The organism is Novosphingobium soli, assembly GCF_042432915.1.
GTDB classification, from domain to species: Bacteria; Pseudomonadota; Alphaproteobacteria; order Sphingomonadales; family Sphingomonadaceae; genus Novosphingobium; species Novosphingobium soli.
Genome location: NZ_JBHLWK010000009.1, coordinates 52,792 through 71,708 on the forward strand (window position 1 = coordinate 52,792; position 18,917 = coordinate 71,708).

19 protein-coding genes are annotated in these 18,917 nt (G+C 70.1%); 11 read left to right on the forward strand and 8 right to left on the reverse strand.

What is annotated here, in order from left to right; all coding sequences use genetic code 11:
- Window positions 1-9: 9 nt before the first annotated feature.
- On the reverse strand, window positions 10-696 hold the full coding sequence (locus tag ACFFJC_RS05670; RefSeq protein ID WP_379486529.1) for an SDR family oxidoreductase: 687 nt from the start codon (window positions 694-696) through the stop codon (window positions 10-12).
- A gap of 115 nt (window positions 697-811) precedes the next feature.
- Window positions 812-1,516: a TetR/AcrR family transcriptional regulator gene (locus tag ACFFJC_RS05675; RefSeq protein WP_379486530.1), complete on the reverse strand. Its 705-nt coding sequence runs from the start codon at window positions 1,514-1,516 to the stop codon at window positions 812-814.
- 241 nt (window positions 1,517-1,757) lie between these two features.
- Between ACFFJC_RS05675 and ACFFJC_RS05680 the strand changes: the two genes are divergently transcribed.
- Genes ACFFJC_RS05680 through ACFFJC_RS05695 form a run of 4 tightly spaced genes read left to right on the forward strand, consistent with a single transcriptional unit; the run spans window position 1,758 to window position 4,644 of the window.
- Window positions 1,758-2,297 (forward strand): nuclear transport factor 2 family protein, encoded by a 540-nt coding sequence (locus tag ACFFJC_RS05680; protein ID WP_379486531.1) that lies wholly within the window; start codon window positions 1,758-1,760, stop codon window positions 2,295-2,297.
- A gap of 25 nt (window positions 2,298-2,322) precedes the next feature.
- The gene (locus tag ACFFJC_RS05685; RefSeq protein WP_379486532.1) at window positions 2,323-3,660 is read left to right on the forward strand and encodes an aromatic ring-hydroxylating oxygenase subunit alpha; all 1,338 of its coding nucleotides are present in this window, start codon (window positions 2,323-2,325) and stop codon (window positions 3,658-3,660) included.
- A complete protein-coding gene (locus tag ACFFJC_RS05690; protein ID WP_379486533.1) occupies window positions 3,657-4,211 on the forward strand; it encodes a VOC family protein in 555 nt (184 codons plus the stop codon). Before ACFFJC_RS05685 ends, ACFFJC_RS05690 begins: the two co-directional genes overlap by 4 nt.
- Before the next feature lie 13 nt (window positions 4,212-4,224).
- On the forward strand, window positions 4,225-4,644 hold the full coding sequence (locus ACFFJC_RS05695; RefSeq protein WP_379486534.1) for a nuclear transport factor 2 family protein: 420 nt from the start codon (window positions 4,225-4,227) through the stop codon (window positions 4,642-4,644).
- A 54-nt stretch (window positions 4,645-4,698) separates the two neighbouring features.
- Here the strand turns inward: ACFFJC_RS05695 and ACFFJC_RS05700 are convergent, their stop codons facing one another.
- From ACFFJC_RS05700 to ACFFJC_RS05715, 4 genes are all read right to left on the reverse strand, one after another.
- Window positions 4,699-5,067, reverse strand: a complete 369-nt coding sequence (locus ACFFJC_RS05700; protein ID WP_379486535.1) for a putative quinol monooxygenase — start codon at window positions 5,065-5,067, stop codon at window positions 4,699-4,701.
- 94 nt (window positions 5,068-5,161) lie between these two features.
- A complete protein-coding gene (locus ACFFJC_RS05705) occupies window positions 5,162-6,391 on the reverse strand; it encodes a glycosyltransferase (RefSeq protein WP_379486536.1) in 1,230 nt (409 codons plus the stop codon).
- Between the two features lie 53 nt (window positions 6,392-6,444).
- Window positions 6,445-7,017, reverse strand: coding sequence for a helix-turn-helix domain-containing protein (locus tag ACFFJC_RS05710; RefSeq protein ID WP_379486537.1), 573 nt, complete (start codon window positions 7,015-7,017; stop codon window positions 6,445-6,447).
- Window positions 7,018-7,097: 80 nt separating this feature from the next.
- Entirely contained in the window at window positions 7,098-8,882 is a 1,785-nt protein-coding gene (locus ACFFJC_RS05715; RefSeq protein ID WP_379486538.1) for an ABC-F family ATP-binding cassette domain-containing protein, read from the reverse strand.
- A 274-nt stretch (window positions 8,883-9,156) separates the two neighbouring features.
- Between ACFFJC_RS05715 and ACFFJC_RS05720 the strand changes: the two genes are divergently transcribed.
- The 4 genes from ACFFJC_RS05720 to ACFFJC_RS05735 all read left to right on the forward strand — a co-directional run bounded on the left by ACFFJC_RS05720 (window position 9,157) and on the right by ACFFJC_RS05735 (window position 11,902).
- Complete coding sequence (locus tag ACFFJC_RS05720) at window positions 9,157-9,462, forward strand: PepSY domain-containing protein (RefSeq protein WP_379486539.1); 306 nt, start codon at window positions 9,157-9,159, stop codon at window positions 9,460-9,462.
- A 92-nt stretch (window positions 9,463-9,554) separates the two neighbouring features.
- A complete protein-coding gene (locus ACFFJC_RS05725) occupies window positions 9,555-10,232 on the forward strand; it encodes a response regulator transcription factor (protein WP_379486540.1) in 678 nt (225 codons plus the stop codon).
- A 61-nt stretch (window positions 10,233-10,293) separates the two neighbouring features.
- Window positions 10,294-11,610 (forward strand): sensor histidine kinase, encoded by a 1,317-nt coding sequence (locus ACFFJC_RS05730; RefSeq protein WP_379486699.1) that lies wholly within the window; start codon window positions 10,294-10,296, stop codon window positions 11,608-11,610.
- A gap of 88 nt (window positions 11,611-11,698) precedes the next feature.
- A complete protein-coding gene (locus ACFFJC_RS05735) occupies window positions 11,699-11,902 on the forward strand; it encodes a hypothetical protein (RefSeq protein ID WP_379486541.1) in 204 nt (67 codons plus the stop codon).
- Between the two features lie 40 nt (window positions 11,903-11,942).
- On the opposite strand, the gene ACFFJC_RS05740 is transcribed toward ACFFJC_RS05735, so the two are convergent.
- Complete coding sequence (locus tag ACFFJC_RS05740) at window positions 11,943-12,281, reverse strand: chorismate mutase (protein WP_379486542.1); 339 nt, start codon at window positions 12,279-12,281, stop codon at window positions 11,943-11,945.
- 108 nt (window positions 12,282-12,389) lie between these two features.
- Between ACFFJC_RS05740 and ACFFJC_RS05745 the strand changes: the two genes are divergently transcribed.
- Together ACFFJC_RS05745 and ACFFJC_RS05750 are read left to right on the forward strand one after the other, a co-directional pair.
- Window positions 12,390-13,406, forward strand: a complete 1,017-nt coding sequence (locus ACFFJC_RS05745) for a polyprenyl synthetase family protein (RefSeq protein ID WP_379486543.1) — start codon at window positions 12,390-12,392, stop codon at window positions 13,404-13,406.
- A 130-nt stretch (window positions 13,407-13,536) separates the two neighbouring features.
- The gene (locus ACFFJC_RS05750) at window positions 13,537-14,301 is read left to right on the forward strand and encodes an energy transducer TonB (protein WP_379486544.1); all 765 of its coding nucleotides are present in this window, start codon (window positions 13,537-13,539) and stop codon (window positions 14,299-14,301) included.
- Window positions 14,302-14,310: 9 nt separating this feature from the next.
- On the opposite strand, the gene ACFFJC_RS05755 is transcribed toward ACFFJC_RS05750, so the two are convergent.
- Window positions 14,311-16,230, reverse strand: coding sequence for a putative bifunctional diguanylate cyclase/phosphodiesterase (locus tag ACFFJC_RS05755; RefSeq protein ID WP_379486545.1), 1,920 nt, complete (start codon window positions 16,228-16,230; stop codon window positions 14,311-14,313).
- A gap of 179 nt (window positions 16,231-16,409) precedes the next feature.
- Here ACFFJC_RS05755 and hrpB point away from each other — a divergent pair, with 179 nt between their 5' ends.
- A complete protein-coding gene (hrpB, locus tag ACFFJC_RS05760) occupies window positions 16,410-18,896 on the forward strand; it encodes an ATP-dependent helicase HrpB (protein WP_379486546.1) in 2,487 nt (828 codons plus the stop codon).
- The last annotated feature ends 21 nt before the right edge of the window (window positions 18,897-18,917 follow it).

The following is an 18,917-nucleotide window of genomic DNA, read 5'->3' on the forward strand; positions in this document are numbered from 1 at the left end:
TGCCTCTCCCTACCAGGCGTGCTTTTCGCCGTTCCACTTGTAGAACTCGCCCGTCTCCTCGAGTGTCCAGCCGTCGGCGAGGCGGACGATCGAGGCGGCGCTTTCCTGTGGGGTGATGTCGGCGCCAGGGCCACCCATGTCGGTCTGCACGTAGCCGGGATGGACGAGGCCGACGACGATGCCGCGCTCGCGCAAGTCGAACGCGACCGAGCGCATCAGCCGGTTGAGCCCGGCCTTGGTCGCCGCGTAGGGCCAGTAGCCGCCGTAAGGCCAGGTCGAAGCGCCGAGCTGGCTGGAGAAGTTGATGACCTTCGATCCGGCACCCAGCCGCGGCAGAAAGGCACTGAGCACGCGCAACGGGCCCTTGAGCATGATCTCGATCGCCTGGTCGAAGTCGTCCCAGTCGATGCCGTCCAGCTGGGGCTCGGTCCGGCCGGACACGCCCGCGACGTTGTAGAGCAGGTCGATCGCCGCCTCACCGGTGTCGGCCGCCCCCGACGCCACCGAGGCGTTGCTGGCGACGTCCATCGCATGCACGCTCAGCCGCCCGCCCGCCCCGGCGGCAAGATCCTGCAGCGCGCGCGCGCTCTCGGGATTGCGAACCAGCGCGAAGACGCGGTCGCCGCGGTCGAAGTGCTGTCTGGCGAGTTCGAGGCCGATGCCGCGTCCCGCTCCGGTGATTGCCACGTTCGCCATCAGGTTCCTTCCATTCGGTCCCGCTTCCCGGGATTCGCTGTCGGGCCAAGTCTGGAAGAGCGGCGCGCGTGGGGACACCTGTGACTTTGGAGAGAACGTCGCCCGGTTCGCCCTCTCAGCCCGCGTGCCTGGGCCTGCTGCTCTCCGCCAGTTCCTGCATCGTGCGAGCCGCGAACCGGCGCAGGCGGTCCATGCGCGGCTCGCTGGCGAAGATCGGCTGGTGCAGCAGCATGCCGGCATGGATGGCGCTGGTGAAGTCGTGCGCCAGCTTGAGGTTCTCCCAGTCCTCGCGCCACTGGGGGAAGGCCTCGATCATCTCGCTGGTCCAGACCGCGTCGTAGCGGCGCGCGGCCGGCTCGAAGATCGCGGCGAGCTCGCCATCGGTGCGCGCCGCCAGGGCGAGCTCCAGCCACGCCGCGTAGTCGCGCGTCTGCACCGAGCGCCAGTGCGCCTCGCAGGCGAGCTCGATCATCGGCTCGTCGCACCGCCGCTCCACGGCGTCGAAGTAGTCGGCAAGGAAGGTCCGCATGCGATGGTACACCACGTGGTCGACCACGGCGGCGACCAGTTCCATGCGCGTCTGGAAATGATGGTGCATCGCCCCGCGCGAGACCTCGCAGGCGGCGGCCACGGCCGCGGTGGTGAGGCCGGGGTAGCCGTTCTCCACCAACCGGTCGATCGCAGCCGAGACCAGCCTCTCGCGCATCAGCGCGCTTTTGCGCTGCTGCCACTTCTCGGACGCGCGGTCCTGCGCGCCTTCGCCGTGCAGCTCGGGCATGAGCGCACAGAGCATGCGATCCTGCAGCGACTGAGCCTTCATCCGTCCTTTCCCGTTTCTCCGCGGTACTGCGCCCCGCGTTCGCACACGGGAACCTAGCCTAAGTCGCAGGTGAGCGGCAGGGCGCGATGGTAGCATAAAAAAACCGGCAGTTGAGTCGGTTTGTTTCGACGGCTGCCCGGCGACAGGAGGCGTGCGGCAAGCAGACGCGCCCCGGTCGCGAACGGGAGAGTGGAGAAGACATGCCCAGCATACGCGCGCATTCCGTCTGGAGGGCCGGCCCTTGGACGCGCTGACCGGAACCCGCTTCGATCTCGAGGCCGAGGTGCGCGACCTGGCCGCCCGGCGCGACATCGCGGATGCGGCGGCGCGCTACATGCGCGGGCTCGACCGGCTCGATCCGGAGCTGCAGCGCAGCGCCTTCCACGACGATGCCGAGATCGACTGCGGCCTGATGAAGGGCGGTGCCGACGCGTTTGTCGCCTTCGCACAGGGCTTCCTCGCCGACATGGGCGCGACGCACCACCTGCTGGGCCAGTCGCGCCTCGCCATCCACGGCGAGACCGCCACCGGGGAATGGTACTTCCAGGCCTGGCACTCCGCCCCGCAGGACGACGGCGGCGTGCGCGACCTCTTCATCGCCGGCCGCTACCTGGACGCCTACGCCTGCCGCGACGGCGAGTGGCGCATCGTGCGCCGCACGCTGGTGACCGATTGGGTCAAGGACGATCCGGGCACGCTCGACTTCTTCGCCGCCAACCCCGGTGCGCCGCGCGGCGGCCGCCGGGGTGCGGACCCCAGCCAGACGCAGCCTCAGAATTAGAACGACAGCACAGGAACCCGGGCCCATGAACATCCAGACCAAGGTCTCCCGCTACTCGCAGGAGTTCGACCCACCGGTGCGCGGCGACCCGATCACCGCCGACCGCTACACGTCCAAGGCGTGGATGGATGCCGAGATGGAGAACCTCTGGCCCAAGGTCTGGCACCTGGGCGGGGTCCTCGCCGAACTGGAGGAGCCGGGCGACATCATCCGCCACAACTTCGCCAAGGAATCGGTCATCATGGTCCGCCAGGAGGATGGCGGGATCAAGGCCTTCTACAACGCCTGTCCCCACCGCGGGAACCGGCTGGTGCTGGGCGATCTCACCAGCGTGCCCCGGATCGTGTGCGGCTATCACAACTGGACCTTCGATCTCGACGGCACGCTGGCGAAGGTGCAGGATCCGGACGACTTCGAGGGCGGCAGCCCCTGCGGCAGGGTCCACCTTTCGGAACTGCGCTGCGAGACCTGGGGTCCCTTCGTGTTCTGGTGCATGGACGACGACGTCGCCCCGCTGCACGAGTGGCTCGCGCCGTTCCCCGAGCGGCTGGCCGGATACGGCATCGACAACTGGGTCCGCGTGCTCAAGGTCTCGGCCGATTGCGAGTTCAACTGGAAGATCATCCGCGACAACTTCAACGAGAGCTACCACCTGCCGACCATCCACCCCGAGCTGGCGACGTTCATCAACGACGGCCTGCCCGACACGCTGTTCGAGATGTACCCCTCGGGCCACAACTCGATGTGGATGAAGGGGCACCAGGCCACCACCCGGGTCGACTACCACACCACCGAAGTCCCGGCTCCGCTGGGTGAAGCGGCGCGCGCCTGGGGCATCGACCCGGACGAGTACAACGGCCGCACCGGCGACCTGCGCGAGGCGATCATTGCCGCCAAGCGCCGCCTGGGGCCTGCGCGTGGCTACACCAACTACGAGAACATGAGCGACCAGCAGCTGGTGGACTATTTCCACTGCACGCTGTTCCCCAACCTGACGCTCACCATGAGCCCGGAGCAGCTCCAGGTCCTGCGCACCGAGCCGCACCCGACCGATCCCGAGAAGTGCGTGTTCCAGCACTGGTGCCTCTATCCGCCGGTGGAGGGCATGGACGAGGTCTTCACGCCGCTCGGCATGCTGCCGCTGGAACACGACGCGGTCGCGCGCCATTCGGTCTACGGCGACGGCGTCTCGGTCGGCTACGTGGCGGACCAGGACCTCTCGATCGGCACCAGCCAGCAGCAGGGGCTCAACTCGCGCGGGTTCAAGGGCTGCATTCTGCCCGGGCAGGAGAAGCGCATCCAGCGCTTCCACGAACTGCTCGACGACTACGTCAAGGGTGCGCCCGCCGGCGAAGAGGCGTGATCCCCGCGCCCGGGGTGTCGGGACCGCACGTCATGCAGGTCGCCTTCATGGTCGAGGACCTGGAGAGCGCCTGCAGGAACTGGATCCGCACCACCGGGATCGGCCCGTTCCTGGAAGTGCCGCACGTGGTGCTGGAGGAGTACGGCTACCGGGGCCAGCCTGCCGCGGGGCTCGACTTCTCGGTCGCCATCGCGCAGTCGGGCGGCGTGCAGGTCGAGCTGGTCCAGCAGCATTGCGACAGCGTCTCCGCCTATCGCGACACCATCGCCAAGGGGCAGGGCGGGTTCCACCATCTGGCCGTCTACACCGGCGACTACGAGGCCGCTTATGCGCATTATCGCAGGCAGGGCTTCGTGGCGGCGGTGGACGGCACCTTCGGCGGCTTCCGCTTCAGCTACATCGACGCCACGCCGGCGATCGGCTGCATGATCGAGCTGATCGAAGAGAACCGGGCGCAGAGCGAGTTCTTCGCCCGCATCGCCGAGGCCGCGCAGGGCTGGGACGGCGTTACCGACCCGATCCGGCCCGGCTTCCCCACCCCGGCGTCCTGACACGGAGAAAGCCTTGACCGACTGCCCCATCGAGGATCGCTTGGCGATCCAGGACCTGCTCGTCGCCTATGCCCATGCCGTGGACAGCCTCCACGACCTCGACGGCATCTGCGCTGTCTTCGCCGAGGACGCGGTGTTCGACCTGTCCGGCATCGGCTTTCCCAGCCTCGTCGGCCACGACGAGATCCGCGCCTTCTTCGCCGACACCTTCGCCGCGATGGCCGCCCACGCGCACTACCTGACCAACTTCGCCATCACCGACTGGCAGGGTGATGCGGCCTCGATCCGCGCCTACGTGATCGGCATGGGACGGTACAAGGCGGGCGGCGGCATCACCGTCCACGGACGCTACTACTTCGACGTCGTGCGCAGGCCCGAGGGGTGGAAGGCCAAGCGTTACACGATGGACTTCCTGATTCCGCCGGAGGGTTGAGGAACTGGTGGCTGACGGCCTGCCTTGCAGCAGGCCGCAGCGCCCACCGACGCTCTAGGCCGCGTCCTCCAGCGTCACGCCGAAGATCTCGCGGCGCGGCCAGCCGTCCTCGCCGTAGACCGGCTCCACCCCGCAGGTTCCGTATAGCCGGACGCCGAACCCGGTGAGCTCGTAGGTCTCCAGGTGGGCGCGCATCTTCGCATAGGCGGGATCGACGAAGTGCCTGAGCAGGTCCTCCTCGCTCTCCCACTCCTCGTAGACCTGGATCACGCCGGGATCGATGGGGTCGACCGCCCAGGTATAGGCGACGCAGCCTTGCTCCTCGCGGGCGGCGAGGATGTGCTCGGCGCCGCCGGTGATGATTGCGGCGCAGGTCTTGTCGTCGCCGGCGTAACGCAGCCATCCGGCCACGATGATGCGCATGGGGTCTGTCCTCTCGCTTTGTTCGTGGCGCGGAGGCTAGGGGCGTGCCGCGGCCCACGCCGCTGGCAATTTGCACAGGTGGGAAGGGGAGCCGTCACGCGGCCGCGTCGCCATAGCCGGTGTGCACCGCTTGCGGCGCGATCCCCATTACCCCCTTCCAGAACCGCTCGATGTTCTCGGCGTTGACGCCCCAGGAGAAGCGGCTGACGTGCTCCGCCACCTCCGCCTGGCCGGGCGGATTCGCGAGGATCTGCTTCACCGCTTCTGCGATCGCCTCGGGCGTGCGGGCGGCGATCCGACCTGCGCTCTCGTCGCTCACGATCTCGCGCGCGCCGCCGATGTCGGGAATGACGATCGGGGTCCCGCAGGCAAGCCCCTCGATCCAGACGTTGGCGAGCCCCTCGCTGGCCGAGGGCAGCACCAGCACGTCGGCTGCGCACAGCAGGTGCGGCAGCAGTTCGTGGTCCACCAGGCCCAGGAAGTGGACGCGGTCGTAGACGCCGAGCTGGCGGGCGAGGGCCTTGAGCCGCGCCTCGTCCTCGCCGGTGCCGGCGAGCGCGAGGCGCGCCTCGGGCAGGTGGACGAGCGCCTCGATCACCAGCGCCTGTCCCTTGCGCGGGATCAGCGCGCCGGGGGTGACCAGCAGCGGGCCTTCCGACCAGATCTGCAGGTTCGGCATGGCCGAGACCAGCGCGCGCGCGGCGCCGCGCTCGATCGGGTGGAACTTCTCCCGATCCAGCCCGGTGTAGTGGATCTCGATGCGGTCGGCCGGCATGCCGAGCGCGATCATGTCCTGGCGCAGCGCCTGGCTCACGGCCAGGAGCCCGGCCGCCTGGTGGGCCGCGGCCAGCATCTGCCTCAGCGCATGCGGCCGCTGGCCCCAGAAGTGGATGTCCGCCCCGCGCGACTTGATCGTCAGCGGCAGCCCCAGTGCGCGCGCGACGATCGCCGCCGCCGGGCCGTCGGGAAAGAAGAACTGCGCATCGACGAGATCGAACGGGCGCTCGGCATGGAGGCGGCGCGCCAGCGGCAGCACGGCCTGGGCGATGCGCCCGGGATTGCTGTCGCCTCCCACCTTGGGAAAGGTGGTGAACTGGGGGTAGTGGACGGGCAGACCGACGCCGTCGCTCGTCTCCGGAATGTCCTTAAGGCGCACGTAGGATTCGCGAAGCGACAGGGGCCAGGGCGGGATGCCGATGGGGCTGACCATGGTCAGCTCCACCTCGCCCCGCGCCGCCACTGCGCGCATCTGGTTGCCCACGAAGACCCCGAACGAGGGCTTCACCGGGTTCGGGAACAGCGTGGCGATCGAGAGGACGTGCATCGCGGGCTAGGCTGCGCCTGTTAGCGTGGGGTTAGCGTGGGGTTAACATGCGACTAGAGCTTGCGGACCAGCATCTCGGCAACCGCCAGCCAGGCCGGTTGTTCCACCGCGATCCGGTCTGCACCGCCTGCGGGCGGCAGCAGCGTGACGCCCGCTTCATCCGCCGCGATCAGCTGGCCGAAGGCGAAGCGGCCGCCGGGAAGCGGCGCCAGAACGTCGCGGTGCATCAGCCGCGCGGCCTCCTCCGGCGCGTGCTGGCGCAGCCAGATCTGGTCGCCAGCACGGTATTCGCCGTGCGCCGCCTCCACCGCGAGCACCAGCCAGGGCACGTCGGCCGCGAGGTCGCTGGGCAGCACCGCCTCGATCGGCTTGCGCAGCGGCTCCGCTCCGCGCGCACCCAGGCTCGCGACCATCCGCGCCGGCTCGTTGCCTTCGCTGCGCAGCAGGGTCTCGGGCTCGACCTGCAGGGCGGCGGCGATGCGGTTCATCCAGACCAGCGAGAGGTTGCGCATGCCGGTTTCGAGCCGCCCGATCGTCTGCGCGGTGGTCTGCGGGTCGCAGGCCTTCGCGACGTCGGCGAGCGTCAGGCCCTTCTGCAGGCGAATGTCGCGGATGCGGTTGATCATGTGCTGCCCTCTTAACCGGTTTGGTTTACCGCCTTCCTACAGCCGGCGGCATTTGGCAAGTCCGCTGAGGACCCTTCCGATCAGCCCTCGACCTGCTCGGCCAGTGCGAGCCAGCGCTCCTCCGCCGCCTCCTTGTCGGCGCGCGCCTTGGCGATCGCCTCCGAAAGCGCGGCGAACTTCGCCGGGTCGCGGGTATAGAGCGCGGGGTCGGCCAGCGCCGCCTCGTCGCGGCCGATGGCCGCTTCCAGCTCCTCGATCCGCTGGGGCAGCAGCTCGTAGTCGCGCTGGTCCTTGTAAGAGAGCTTGGCCTTGCGCGGCGGCATCGGCGGCGGCGCCGGCGCATCCTCGGCGCGCGCCTTCTTCGCCGGGGTGGCGGTGCGCTGGCGGCGCTTAGCCTCCCAGTCGGCATAGCCGCCGGCGATCACGTCGATGTGGCCCGACCCGTCGAGCCCGAGCGTAACGTTGACCGTACGGTCGAGGAAGTCGCGGTCGTGGCTGACGATCAGGACGGTGCCGTCGTAGTCGGCGATCACCTCCTGCAGCAGGTCCAGCGTCTCGAGGTCGAGGTCGTTGGTCGGCTCATCGAGCACCAGCAGGTTGGAGGTGGTCGCGAACTCGCGGGCGAACAGGAGGCGCGAGCGCTCGCCGCCCGATAGCGTGCCGACCTTCGCCTCGACGAGGCCCGGATCGAACAGGAAGTCCTTGAGATAGCCCTGGATGTGCTTGCGCACGCCGCGCACGTCGATCCAGTCGCCGCCTTCGGCCAGCACGTCGCGGATGCGCATCTCGGGCGCCATGCGGCTGCGCTGCTGGTCGATCACGGTGGCGTCCAGCGTATTGGCCAGCGTCACGGTGCCCTCGTCGGGCGCCATCTCGCCCATCAGGATCTTGAGCAAGGTCGTCTTGCCCGAGCCGTTCGCCCCGACCACGCCGATCCGGTCGCCGCGCTGGATACGCAGGCTGAAGTCCTTGATGACGGTGCGATCGCCGAAGCGCTTGGTGACATGGTCGGCGACGATCACCGACTTGGTCTTGCTGTCGTCGGCCACCACGGCGAGCTTGGCCGCGCCTTGCGGGCCGACCATCGAGGCCCGCTGCGCGCGCATCTCCCACAGCTTGGCCAGCCGCCCCTGGTTGCGCTTGCGCCGCGCGGTGACGCCGCGTTCCAGCCAGTGTGCCTCGATCTTGAGCTTGGCGTCGAGCTTCTGCGCCGCGCGCGCCTCCTCGGCGTAGACTTCCTCTTCCCACGCCTCGTAGCCGCCGAAGCCGACGTCCTTTCGGCGAAGCGAGCCGCGGTCCAGCCACAAGGTGGCGTTGGTCAGGCGGGTGAGGAAGGTGCGGTCGTGGCTGATGACGACGAAGGCGCCGTTGTAGCGCTGCAGCCAGCCTTCCAGCCAGTCGATCGCGGCGAGGTCGAGGTGGTTGGTCGGCTCGTCCAGCAGCAGCAGGTCGGGCTCCGACGCGAGCGCGCGGCACAGCGCCGCCCGGCGCCGCTCGCCGCCGCTGGCGCTCTTCGCCTCGCGCGAGAGGTCGATGCCGAGCTGGTCGGCGATGGCCTCCACCTCGTGCTGCGGCGGCGCGTCGTCGCCGTGGACGGCGAAATCGAGCAGGGTGTCGAACCCGGTGAAGAACGGGTCCTGCTCCAGCGTCACCACGCGCGTGCCGGGCTGGACCGAGCGGGTGCCCTTGTCCGCATCGACGAGCCCCGCGATCAGCTTGAGCAGCGTCGTCTTGCCCGCGCCGTTGCGGCCGATGAGGGCCAGCCGGTCGCGCGGGGCGATGTTGATGTCGAGGTCCTTGAAGAGCCAGCCGGAGCCCTGGATCAGGCCGAGGCCTTCCCAGCTGAGGATCGGTGCGAGTGCCATGCGCGGCGCCCTACAGGGCAGGGCGGGGGCAGGGCAAGTGCGGCGATCGATCTCCGATCCTCCCGGTGGCGCCGCGCTGGCGAGGGACTGCTCGCGTAAGGGGTGGTGGAGTTGAGGGGAAAGCCCTTCCGTCACCGACTACGTCGGCGCCACCTCGCCATCGCGGCGCGACAGGGAGGATCGAGGGAAGCGGCGGCACGCGCGCACCTTGCTGCCACCTTCCGGCCACATTCAGGACTTGTTCAACGCTTTGGAATTAGGCACCCAACCCGTGATGAAACGCTTCCCTGCCCCGCTTGCCGCACTGGCCGTGCTGTCTCTCCTCCCATCCGTGGTCCCGGCCCGCGCCGAGCAGGTGGGCGAGCAGGGCGAGGCGCGGCGCGAGCGCAAGGCGGGCAACATCCTGGCGATCCGGCAGATCGAGCAGATCGTGCTCCCGCGCATGGGCGGCATGCAGTACCTCGGCCCCGAATACGACCCTGCGGCGATGGCCTATCGCCTCAAGTTCATCAAGAACGGCAAGGTCACCTTCGTCGACGTCGATGCCCGCACTGGCCGCATCATCGGCCAGTCGCGCTGAGCCCCGGGGCTGGAACCTTGGGGTTTGCCGTTGCTTGACCCTCGGGGGCTTTCGCCCCATTCCAGCCCGGTTCAAGTAGGGAGGACCAAGCATTGCGCATCCTGATCGTCGAGGATGAACCCACCCTGGGCGCCCAGCTCAAGACCACGCTGGAGCAGAACGGCTACGCCGTGGACCTCTCCACCGACGGCGAGGACGGGCACTTCCTCGGCTCGACCGAAGAATACGACGCCGTGGTCCTCGACCTCGGCCTTCCCGAGATCGACGGCCTCACCGTGCTCGGCATGTGGCGGCGCGAGGGGCGCACGTTTCCCGTCCTCGTCCTCACCGCGCGCGACAGCTGGTCGGACAAGGTGGCGGGGCTCGATGCCGGCGCCGACGACTACCTCGCCAAGCCGTTCCAGACCGAGGAGCTGATCGCCCGGCTGCGTGCGCTGATCCGCCGCGCCTCGGGCAACACCTCGAGCGAGCTGACCGCCGGGCCGGTGCGCCTCGACACCCGCTCGGGCCGCGTCACGCTGGACGGGGAGCCGGTGAAGCTCACCGCGCAGGAATACAAGCTGCTGTCCTACCTGATGCACCACAAGGGCAAGGTGGTCAGCCGCACCGAACTGATCGAGCATATCTACGATCAGGATTTCGACCGCGATTCCAACACGATCGAGGTCTTCGTCACGCGCATCCGCAAGAAGCTGGGTGCCGACGTCATCACGACGATCCGCGGCCTTGGCTACAGTCTCGACGACCCCGCAGAACCTGGTCGCGGCTGAGCCGGAGCACACGGCCGGGCAGCCCGCCCGGCCTGCCGACACGGGCTCGCTCGCGCGGCGCATGATGCTGATCGCGGCGGGGTGGATCTCGTTTCTCCTCCTCGCGGGCGGCCTGGCGCTCGACCACACCGTCACCAGCATCGTCACCCGCAACTTCGACGAACAGCTCGGCTACATGCTGACGGGCATGATCGGCTCGGCCGAGATCGGTCCGGACGGCGAAGTGTTCTTCATCCGCCCGCTGGGCGACCAGCGCTTCCTGGAGCCCAATTCGGGCCTCTACTGGCAGATCCGCGCCAAGGGACACGAGGACTTCCCCTCGCGCTCGCTGTGGGATCGCAGCCTCGTCGTGCCAGCCGGGCACTTCGATGCCCAGCCGCACGTCTACGACAGCGACCAGTTCCCCGGCGAGCCGCTGCGGGTGATGGAACGCTCGATCATCCTGCCGGGCAGCGACACGCAGTGGATGTTCACCGTCGCCGCCAGCCGGCGCGATCTCAACGACCAGATCAAGGTGATCCGCTCGATCCTGGTGTACAGCTTCGTGGTGCTGGGCTTCGGCCTGCTGCTGATGGCGGGCATGCAGACCTGGTACGGCCTGTTCCCGCTGCGCCACGTGCGTCGCGCGATCCAGAAGCTGCGCACCACCGGCGCGAGCCGGGTGACCGACCCGCTGCCCAGGGAAGTCGCCCCGCTGGTGGAGGAGCTCAACGCGCTGCTCGCCCACACCGAGCGGCAGGCCGAGGAGGCGCGTACCCATGCGGGCAACCTCGCGCATGCGCTCAAGACGCCGCTGACGGTGGTGATGAACGCCGCCACCGCCAAGTCGCCCGACCTCGCCGACACCGTGATCCGCGAGGCGGCGGTGATGCGCCGGCAGGTGGACCACCACCTGGCGCGCGCGCGGGCGGTGGGCCGGCGCGCCGTCGGCCAGTCGCGCGCGGACGTCTGGCCCAGCCTGGAGGCGGTGCTGCGCGCCGTCGAGCGGCTCTACGAACAGACGCGCTTCGACCTCGATGGCAATCGCGACGTCGTCGTGGCGCTGGAGAAGCAGGATCTCGAGGAGATCCTCGGCAACCTCATCGAGAATGCGGCGAAGTACGGCGGCGGCAGCGTCTTCGTCACCGTCGACGCGGCGCGTAGCGAGCGCTTCTGCGAGATCTGGATCGAGGACGACGGTCTGGGAATCCCGGAGGCCGAGCGTATCCGCATCTTCGATCGCGGCGCCCGGCTCGACACCGGCAAGCCCGGGACCGGCCTTGGCCTTGCCATCGTGCGCGACGTGGTGGAGATCTACGGCGGCACCGTGGAGCTGGACGAAAGCGAGGATCTCGGCGGCCTGCTGGTCAAGCTCAGGCTCCCGCGCGCGACGGGCTGAGGCCAATGCGGGGGAAATCGACCGGGGCGCGGTTGCCCTTCGGCGCGATCGTGGTCATCTGCGCCGGTCCCCCAATTCAGGAGCATTCATGAGCAACCCCATCAACGTCCCGCTCACCTCGGACGAGATCGAGATGCTGGTCGACGCGCTCGAAGCCGATCTCGAGGGTTACCTGGAATCGGCCAAGGAAGCGCGCGGCAACGGCAACCGCGACGACGTGAAGACCTTCACCGAGGCCGCGACTCGTATCCAGACGCTGATGGCGCGCCTGCAGGACATGGTGGAGGAGTAAGCGCCTTCCCGGCAGGCCGGCGTGGCCGCGGCGGGAAGGCTCAGTTCCCGCCCTGGGCGCGCTGGTGGTGGCGGATCACTTCGTCGATGACGAAGCGGATGAACTTCTCGCCGAAGTCGGGATCGAGATGCGCCTCCTCCGCCAGCGCGCGCAGGCGGGCGATCTGGCGCTCCTCGCGGCCTGGATCGGAGGCGGGCAGGTTGTTCTCGGCCTTGTAGGCGCCCACCGCCTTGGTGATGCGGAACCGCTCGGCCAGGATGTGGACCAGCGCGGCGTCGATGTTGTCGATGCTGGCGCGGAAGCCCGCCAGAACAGGGTCGACGGGGGCGGCATCGCGGGTGGCGGCCGGCACGGTATCCTGCGAAGTGTCCTGCATCATGGGTTCGCCCGCTAGCACGGCTTGGCTCGCTCTTCCAGTCGGCGCCCGTGCCCGCTTCACGGCGTTTGCACTTGCGTTGCACCGCGCTTGCGCCCAAAGCCCCGGGCGATGAGTGCAGATGTCGTCTCCCTGCAATCGCGCAGGCACAAGCCCTCCCTTGCCCCCATGCTGGCGCTGACCGCGGCCGGCATGAACAGCGTCAATGCCGTCATCCTCGACCGCATGCAGAGCGAGATCCCCCTGATCCCGGCGCTGGCCGGCCACCTGATCTCGGGGGGCGGCAAGCGCATGCGCCCGATGCTCACGGTGGCGGCGGCGGAGCTGTGCGGCTACCAGGGCAACCGCCATCACAAGCTGGCGGCGGCGGTGGAATTCATCCACACCGCCACGCTGCTCCACGACGACGTCGTCGACGGTTCCGACATGCGCCGCGGCAAGGCCGCCGCGAACATCGTCTTCGGCAATCCCGCCACCGTGCTGGTGGGCGACTTCCTGTTCACCCGCGCCTTCGAGCTGATGGTCGAGGACGGCAGCCTCAAGGTCCTCAAGATCCTCTCCAAGGCGAGCTCGATCATCGCCGAGGGCGAGGTCGACCAGCTCACGGCGCAGCGCCGCATCGAGACCAGCGAGGAGCACTACCTCCAGATCATCGGCTCCAAGACGGCCGCGCTGTTCGCCGCTGCCACCCGCATCTCGGCGGTGGTCGCGGAGAAGAGCGAGGCGGAGGAGCAGGCGCTCGACGCCTTCGGGCGGAACCTCGGCATCGCCTTCCAGCTCGTCGACGATGCGATCGACTACGATTCGGAAAGCAGCGAATCGGGCAAGGACAAGGGCGACGATTTCCGCGAGGGCAAGATGACCCTGCCGGTGATCCTCGCCTATGCCCGCGGCGACGCGGTCGAGCGCAAGTTCTGGGAGGAGGCCATCGCCGGCTTCCGTACCGAGGACGAGGACCTGGCCCACGCGGTGGAGCTCATCAATCGCCATGGCTGCGTCGAGGCGACGCGCGAGAGGGCGCGCCACTATGCGCAGCGCGCGATCGACGCGATCGCGGGCTTCCCCGCTGCCGAGGCGCGCGCGGCGATGGCCGAGGCGGTCGAGTTCGCGGTTGCCCGGCGCTACTGAGCCGGGCGGCGCCGGGCCATCCGGCGCGGCGTCTGCGGCGTGACATCTTCACCGCAGCGCGCGCCTTTGCGACGATCTGCAACAAAGGCGTAATTGCCGGGTGTCTCCGGCTCGCCTATTGAGGCGCGCCATGCCTTCCGAAGCCGATCGGGTCGCCACCGGCTATCAGCCCGGATCGCCCCGCCAACGCCTGATCTCCTCGCTGCTCGCCGCAGCCATCGTCGTGATCGCGCTGCTGATCGCGATCTACCAGACGACCGTCGCGCCCCGGCTGGAACGCGCGCGCAACCCGGTCACCTTCGACGTGAAGGGGCAGGATGCCGACAGCGGCGCCAAGTCTCCGGAAAAGCGCGAGCAGGCCAGGACCGAGGAGAAGGACCAGCCCGAGACACCGCAAGTGCGGGTGGAGACCCCGGTACCCCCGGTGGAGACACCGAGCCCGGCGCCGGAGAAGCCCGCGTTCTCGTTCCTCAAGATGTCGCGGGCGGACATGGCGGCGGCGGACATCGGAGCGATGGCGCGGCCGGGCGCCGGCGACGCGGGACTCGCCCGGGGCAAGGGCGGTTCGACGTATGGCCCGGGCGAGGGACCGGGCGGCGCCGTGCTCTACAACGCCGACTGGTACAAGGAGCCGACCGACGCGCAGCTGGGCGGCTACATGCCGGCCAACGGGCCGCGCACGGGCTGGGGCATGATCGCCTGCCAGACGCTGGAGCACTACCGCGTCGACAACTGCCAGATCCTGGGCGAATCGCCGCGCGGGTCCGGCTTCGGGCGCGCGGTCCTGAATGCGGCCTGGCAGTTCCAGGTGGTGCCGCCGCGGATCAACGGCAAGCCGCAAGTGGGCGAGTGGGTCCGCATCCGCATCGACTACGGAGCCCGCGCCGCCGGCTGAGCGGGCGCCTCAGCCCGCCAGGCTGCTGCGGCCATGGGCGGCAAGGGAGGCGAGCACCGGCTCCAGCGGCATCGGACGCGCGAAGTAGTAGCCTTGCGCCAGCGCGAAGCCGGCCAGGCGCGCGCTCACCAGCTGGCTCTCCGTCTCGATCCCCTCGATCACGCATTCCAGCGACAGCGAGCGGGCGAGGTGGCGGATGGCGGTGATGAGGCGCCGGCCGGCGGCCTCGTCCAGCCGGATGGCGAAGCTGCGGTCGATCTTCACCATGTCGAGCGGCAGCTGGTGCAGTGAGGACAGGCTGGAGTAGCCGGTGCCGAAATCGTCGAGCGCGATGCGCATGCCCGTTTCGCGCAGGCGCTGGAGCGCGGCATTGGCGCGGTCGAACTCCGAGATCAGCGAGGACTCGGTGATCTCGATCAGCACCCGCTCCGGATCGCAGCCCGAGGCCGCCATGCGCGCGAGCAGGGCGTCGATCGTCTCGGGATTGCAGATGTCGTCGCCCGAAAGGTTGAACGAGACGCGCAGCGGCGCGGGCAGGCGCGCCAGCGCGCCGAGCGCGAGGTCGAACAGCGTCAGCGTCACCTCGCGCCCGCGACCCACCCGCTCGGCGGAGGCGATCAGCAGCTCGGGAGCGACGTCGCCCAGCCGCGCCGAGTGCCATCGCGCCAGGCATTCGAGGCCGACCGGCTCCAGCGTCTCGGTCGAGGCGATCGGCTGGAAGGCGAGCGAAAGCTCAACCGACAGGTCGGCGCCCTGCAGCGCGGCGTCGAGCGCCTGCTCGCTGCGGATCAGGCGCTCCAGCTTCTCGGAGAACAGCACGCACTGCCCGCGCCGGTGGTTCTTGGCATGGTAGAGCGCGAAGTCGGCACGGTCGAAGAGCAGGTTGGCGCTGGTGGCGGTGTCGGGATAGACCGCGAGGCCGGCCGAGCATCCTACCGAGACCAGCGTGTCGCCAATGCGGGCCGGCTCGCGGATGGCCTTGCACAGCGCGTTCGCCACCTGCTCTCCCTGTGCGGCGTCGCCCGGCACGATCAGGCCGAACTCGTCTCCGCCGAGCCGGGCTACGGTGGCGTCAGCCGGGCAGGCCCCGATCATGCGGCCGCCGATCACCTGCAGCAGCCGGTCGCCCTGCGCATGGCCGTGGGTGTCGTTCACGGGCTTGAACCGGTCCAGGTCGATCAGCCCGACGCTGAATACGTCGCCGGGTCCGGAGCGCTGGAGCAGGTCTTCCAGAGTGGCGAAGAAGAACCTTCGGTTGGGCATGCCGGTCAACGGATCGGTCTGGGCCAGGCGGGCGTTCTCCTCCCCCAGGACCTGTGCCTGGCGCCGTTCGCTGTAGAGCTCGCGCTGCGAGTTCTCCAGCTCCACGAAGGAGCGGTACGAATCGTGCAGGATCTTCAGGATGACCATCGCCACGAGCGCCATGTTGCCGGCGATCGCGATCAGGACCTCGGTGCCGGTGCGGAGCGAATAGGCGAGAAACGTCCCCAGCACCGTCACGCAGACGGCGACGGCAGCGACCGGAAGGAAGCTGAGGCAGAACACGCAGCCCAGCACCGTCACCGAGACGAAGACGGCGACATGCCCATGCTCGTACGGGCCGCCGTACTGGTCGAGCGCGAGCGACCAGGCGACGAAGGCGAGGGCCAGCACCACGGCCAGGGCGACCGTCCGCCGCATCCGGTGGCGGGCGGTGGCGGGATCGAGGTCGGCGGCCGTGATCGGCCGCATCCACGCCAGCATGCGCACCAGGCAGGCCGCGATCAGGACCGCGGGGAAGGTGTAGACAAGCACCCCCGGGGCCACCGCGCGGTGCGTGAACGCCAGGACGGCGGCGTTGATCGAGAGCAGCCCGTACAGCGGCGGTATGTGCTCGCGCAAGCGCAGGTACTGCGCGACGGTGAGCGGGTACTGGCCGGTACGGGGCATCTCGGGATCGTCGCGTCCGCTGGAGGGTTCGGGAAAGCTGCGAGCTCTGGCCTAGGACACCAAGCGTTTAGGAGTTGTGCATGTGTCCCCGAGATTGATCCATTTCGGTGGTAAACTTCGGCAAAGAACCGCCGCTCCGGTGCTTTGCGCCATCGCACAGGCGCATTAAGGCTGCGCGCGTGAGTTCGCTTCCCATCCATGCCGTCCTTCCGGACCTTCTCGCCGCGCTTCGCCGCAGCACCGGCGCCGTCCTCGTCGCCCCGCCGGGTGCGGGCAAGACCACCGCCGTCGCACCCGCCCTGATCGGCGAGGACTGGTGCTCCGGAATGGTCGTGCTTCTTTCGCCGCGGCGAGTCGCGGCGCGCGCGGCGGCGGAGCGGATGGCCGAGGAACTGGGCGAGGAGGCAGGCGGGACCATCGGTTACGTCACCCGCCTCGACGTGCGGCGATCCGCGCGCACCCGGGTGCTGGTCATGACGGAGGCGATCTTCGTCTCCACCATCCTCGACGATCCCGAGCTGGCCGGCGTGTCGGCCGTGCTGTTCGACGAGGCGCACGAGCGGCACCTCGACAGCGACCTCGGCCTGGCGCTGGCGCTGGAGAGCCGGGCGGTCCTGCGCGAGGATCTGCGCGTGCTGGTGATGTCCGCGACGATCGACGGCACGCGCTTCGCCCGCCTGCTGGGGGAGGGCACTGCGGTGATCGAGAGCGCGGGCAAGGCCTGGCCGCTGGACCTGCGCTGGCTGGGCCACGCGGCGGATCGCCGGGTGGAGGACGCGATGGTTTCGGCCGTGCTCACCGCCTGGCGCGAGCAGGACGGCGACGTGCTGGCCTTCCTGCCCGGGGTGAGGGAGATCGAGCGCGTCGCCGAGGGGCTGGCGCAGAAGCTACCCGCGGCGCTCGTCCTGCCGCTGCACGGCCAGTGCGACCCGGCGGACCAGCGCGCCGCCATCCGCCGCGATCCCGCGGGGCGGCGGCGGATCGTCCTCGCCACCGCGATCGCCGAGACCTCGCTGACGCTGGACGGCGTCTCGGTGGTGGTGGACGCCGGCCTGTCGCGTCGCGCCGAGTTCGACAAGTCGGCCGGCGTCACCCGGCTCGTCACCCACCGCGCCAGCCAGGCCTCCGCCGCGCAGCGCGCCGGCCGCGCCGCCCGCCAGGGGCCGGGCGTCGCCTATCGCCTGTGGGAGCAGGCCGCCCACGCCGGCCGTCCTGCCTTCGACCCGCCCGAGATGCTGACGAGCGACCTGGCCCCGCTGACGCTGGCGCTGGCCCAATGGGGCGCGGCCGAGCCGGCGGGGATGGCCTGGCTCGACCCGCCGCCCCCGGCCGCGCTGGCGGCGGCACGGGCGGAACTGCGCGCGCTGGGTGCGCTCGACGCGGAGCACCGCATCACCCGGTTCGGCCGGCAGGTCGCGAGCCTGCCGATGGACCCGGCGCAGGCGGCGATGATCCTGCGCGCCGCCGCGCTGGGGGGCGGCGAGACCGCCGCGCGGCTGGCGCTGCTGCTGCAGGAGCGCGGCCTTGGCGGGCGCAGCGAGGATCTGGCGCAGCGCCTCGCGCGGTGGGACGCCGACCGCTCGCCCCGGGCCCAGGCCTCGCGCCGCCTCGCCGCCGGCTGGGCGCGCCGCGCGCAGGCGCTCGCCCCTCTTGCGGACAGCGGCGCGGCGGGCGCGGAAGGCGGCGCGGCGGGCGCGGAAGCGGTCCCCGTCGGAGTGCTGCTCGCGTTCGGCCGGCCCGACATGGTCGCGCGCCGCCGCGATCCCTCGGGCGAGACCTGGCTGAGCGCAGGAGGCCGGGGCTATATGCTCGATCCCGCCTCGCCGCTGGCCGCGCGCGAGTGGATGGTGATCGGCGATGCGCAGGGCCAGGCCCGCGGCGCGCGCATCCTGTCCGGCGCGGTGCTGGAGCCGGCCGAGGTCGAGGCGTGGCTGGGCGATGCGGTGGAGCGCCGCACCGTCCTGCGCTGGAACGAGGGCGAGGGCCGGGTCGAGGCCCGGCTCGAGCGGAGGCTGGGCGCGATCACGCTGGCGAGCGGGCCAGACCCGGCGCCCGATGCCGAGGCGATCCGCGCCTTCCTGCTCGAGCGGGTGCGCGCGAAGGGGCTGGGCATCCTGCCGTTCGGCAAGGGCGCGCAGGCGCTGCTGAAGCGGGCGCGCCATGCCGGGATCGCCGCGCTGTCCGACCAGGCGCTGCTCGACGACCTGGAGGAGTGGCTGGCACCGCTGCTGGGTCGCCGGCTCGACGACCTCGACGGCGCGGCGCTGGCGCAGGCCTTGCGCAACCGGCTCGACTGGGACGACCAGCAGTCTCTCGAGCGCCTGGCGCCGGCCGAGTTCCGCAGCCCGGCAGGCACGACCCACGCGATCGACTACGAGGACGAGGGCGGTCCCTCGGTGGAGGTGCGGGTGCAGGCGCTGTTCGGGCTGGACCGGCACCCGACCTATGGCCAGCCCGCGCAGCCGCTGCTGCTCAAGCTCACCTCCCCGGCCGGGCGGCCGCTCCAGACCACGCGCGACCTGCCCGGGTTCTGGCGCGGCTCCTGGCGCGACGTGCAGCGCGACATGAAAGGCCGCTACCCGCGGCATCGCTGGCCGGACGAGCCCTGGACCGAGGACCCCAGCCTCAAGACCCGCAACGCCTTCGAAGCCAGCCGCAACCGCTGATTCCGGCTTGCCTTCGAGGTC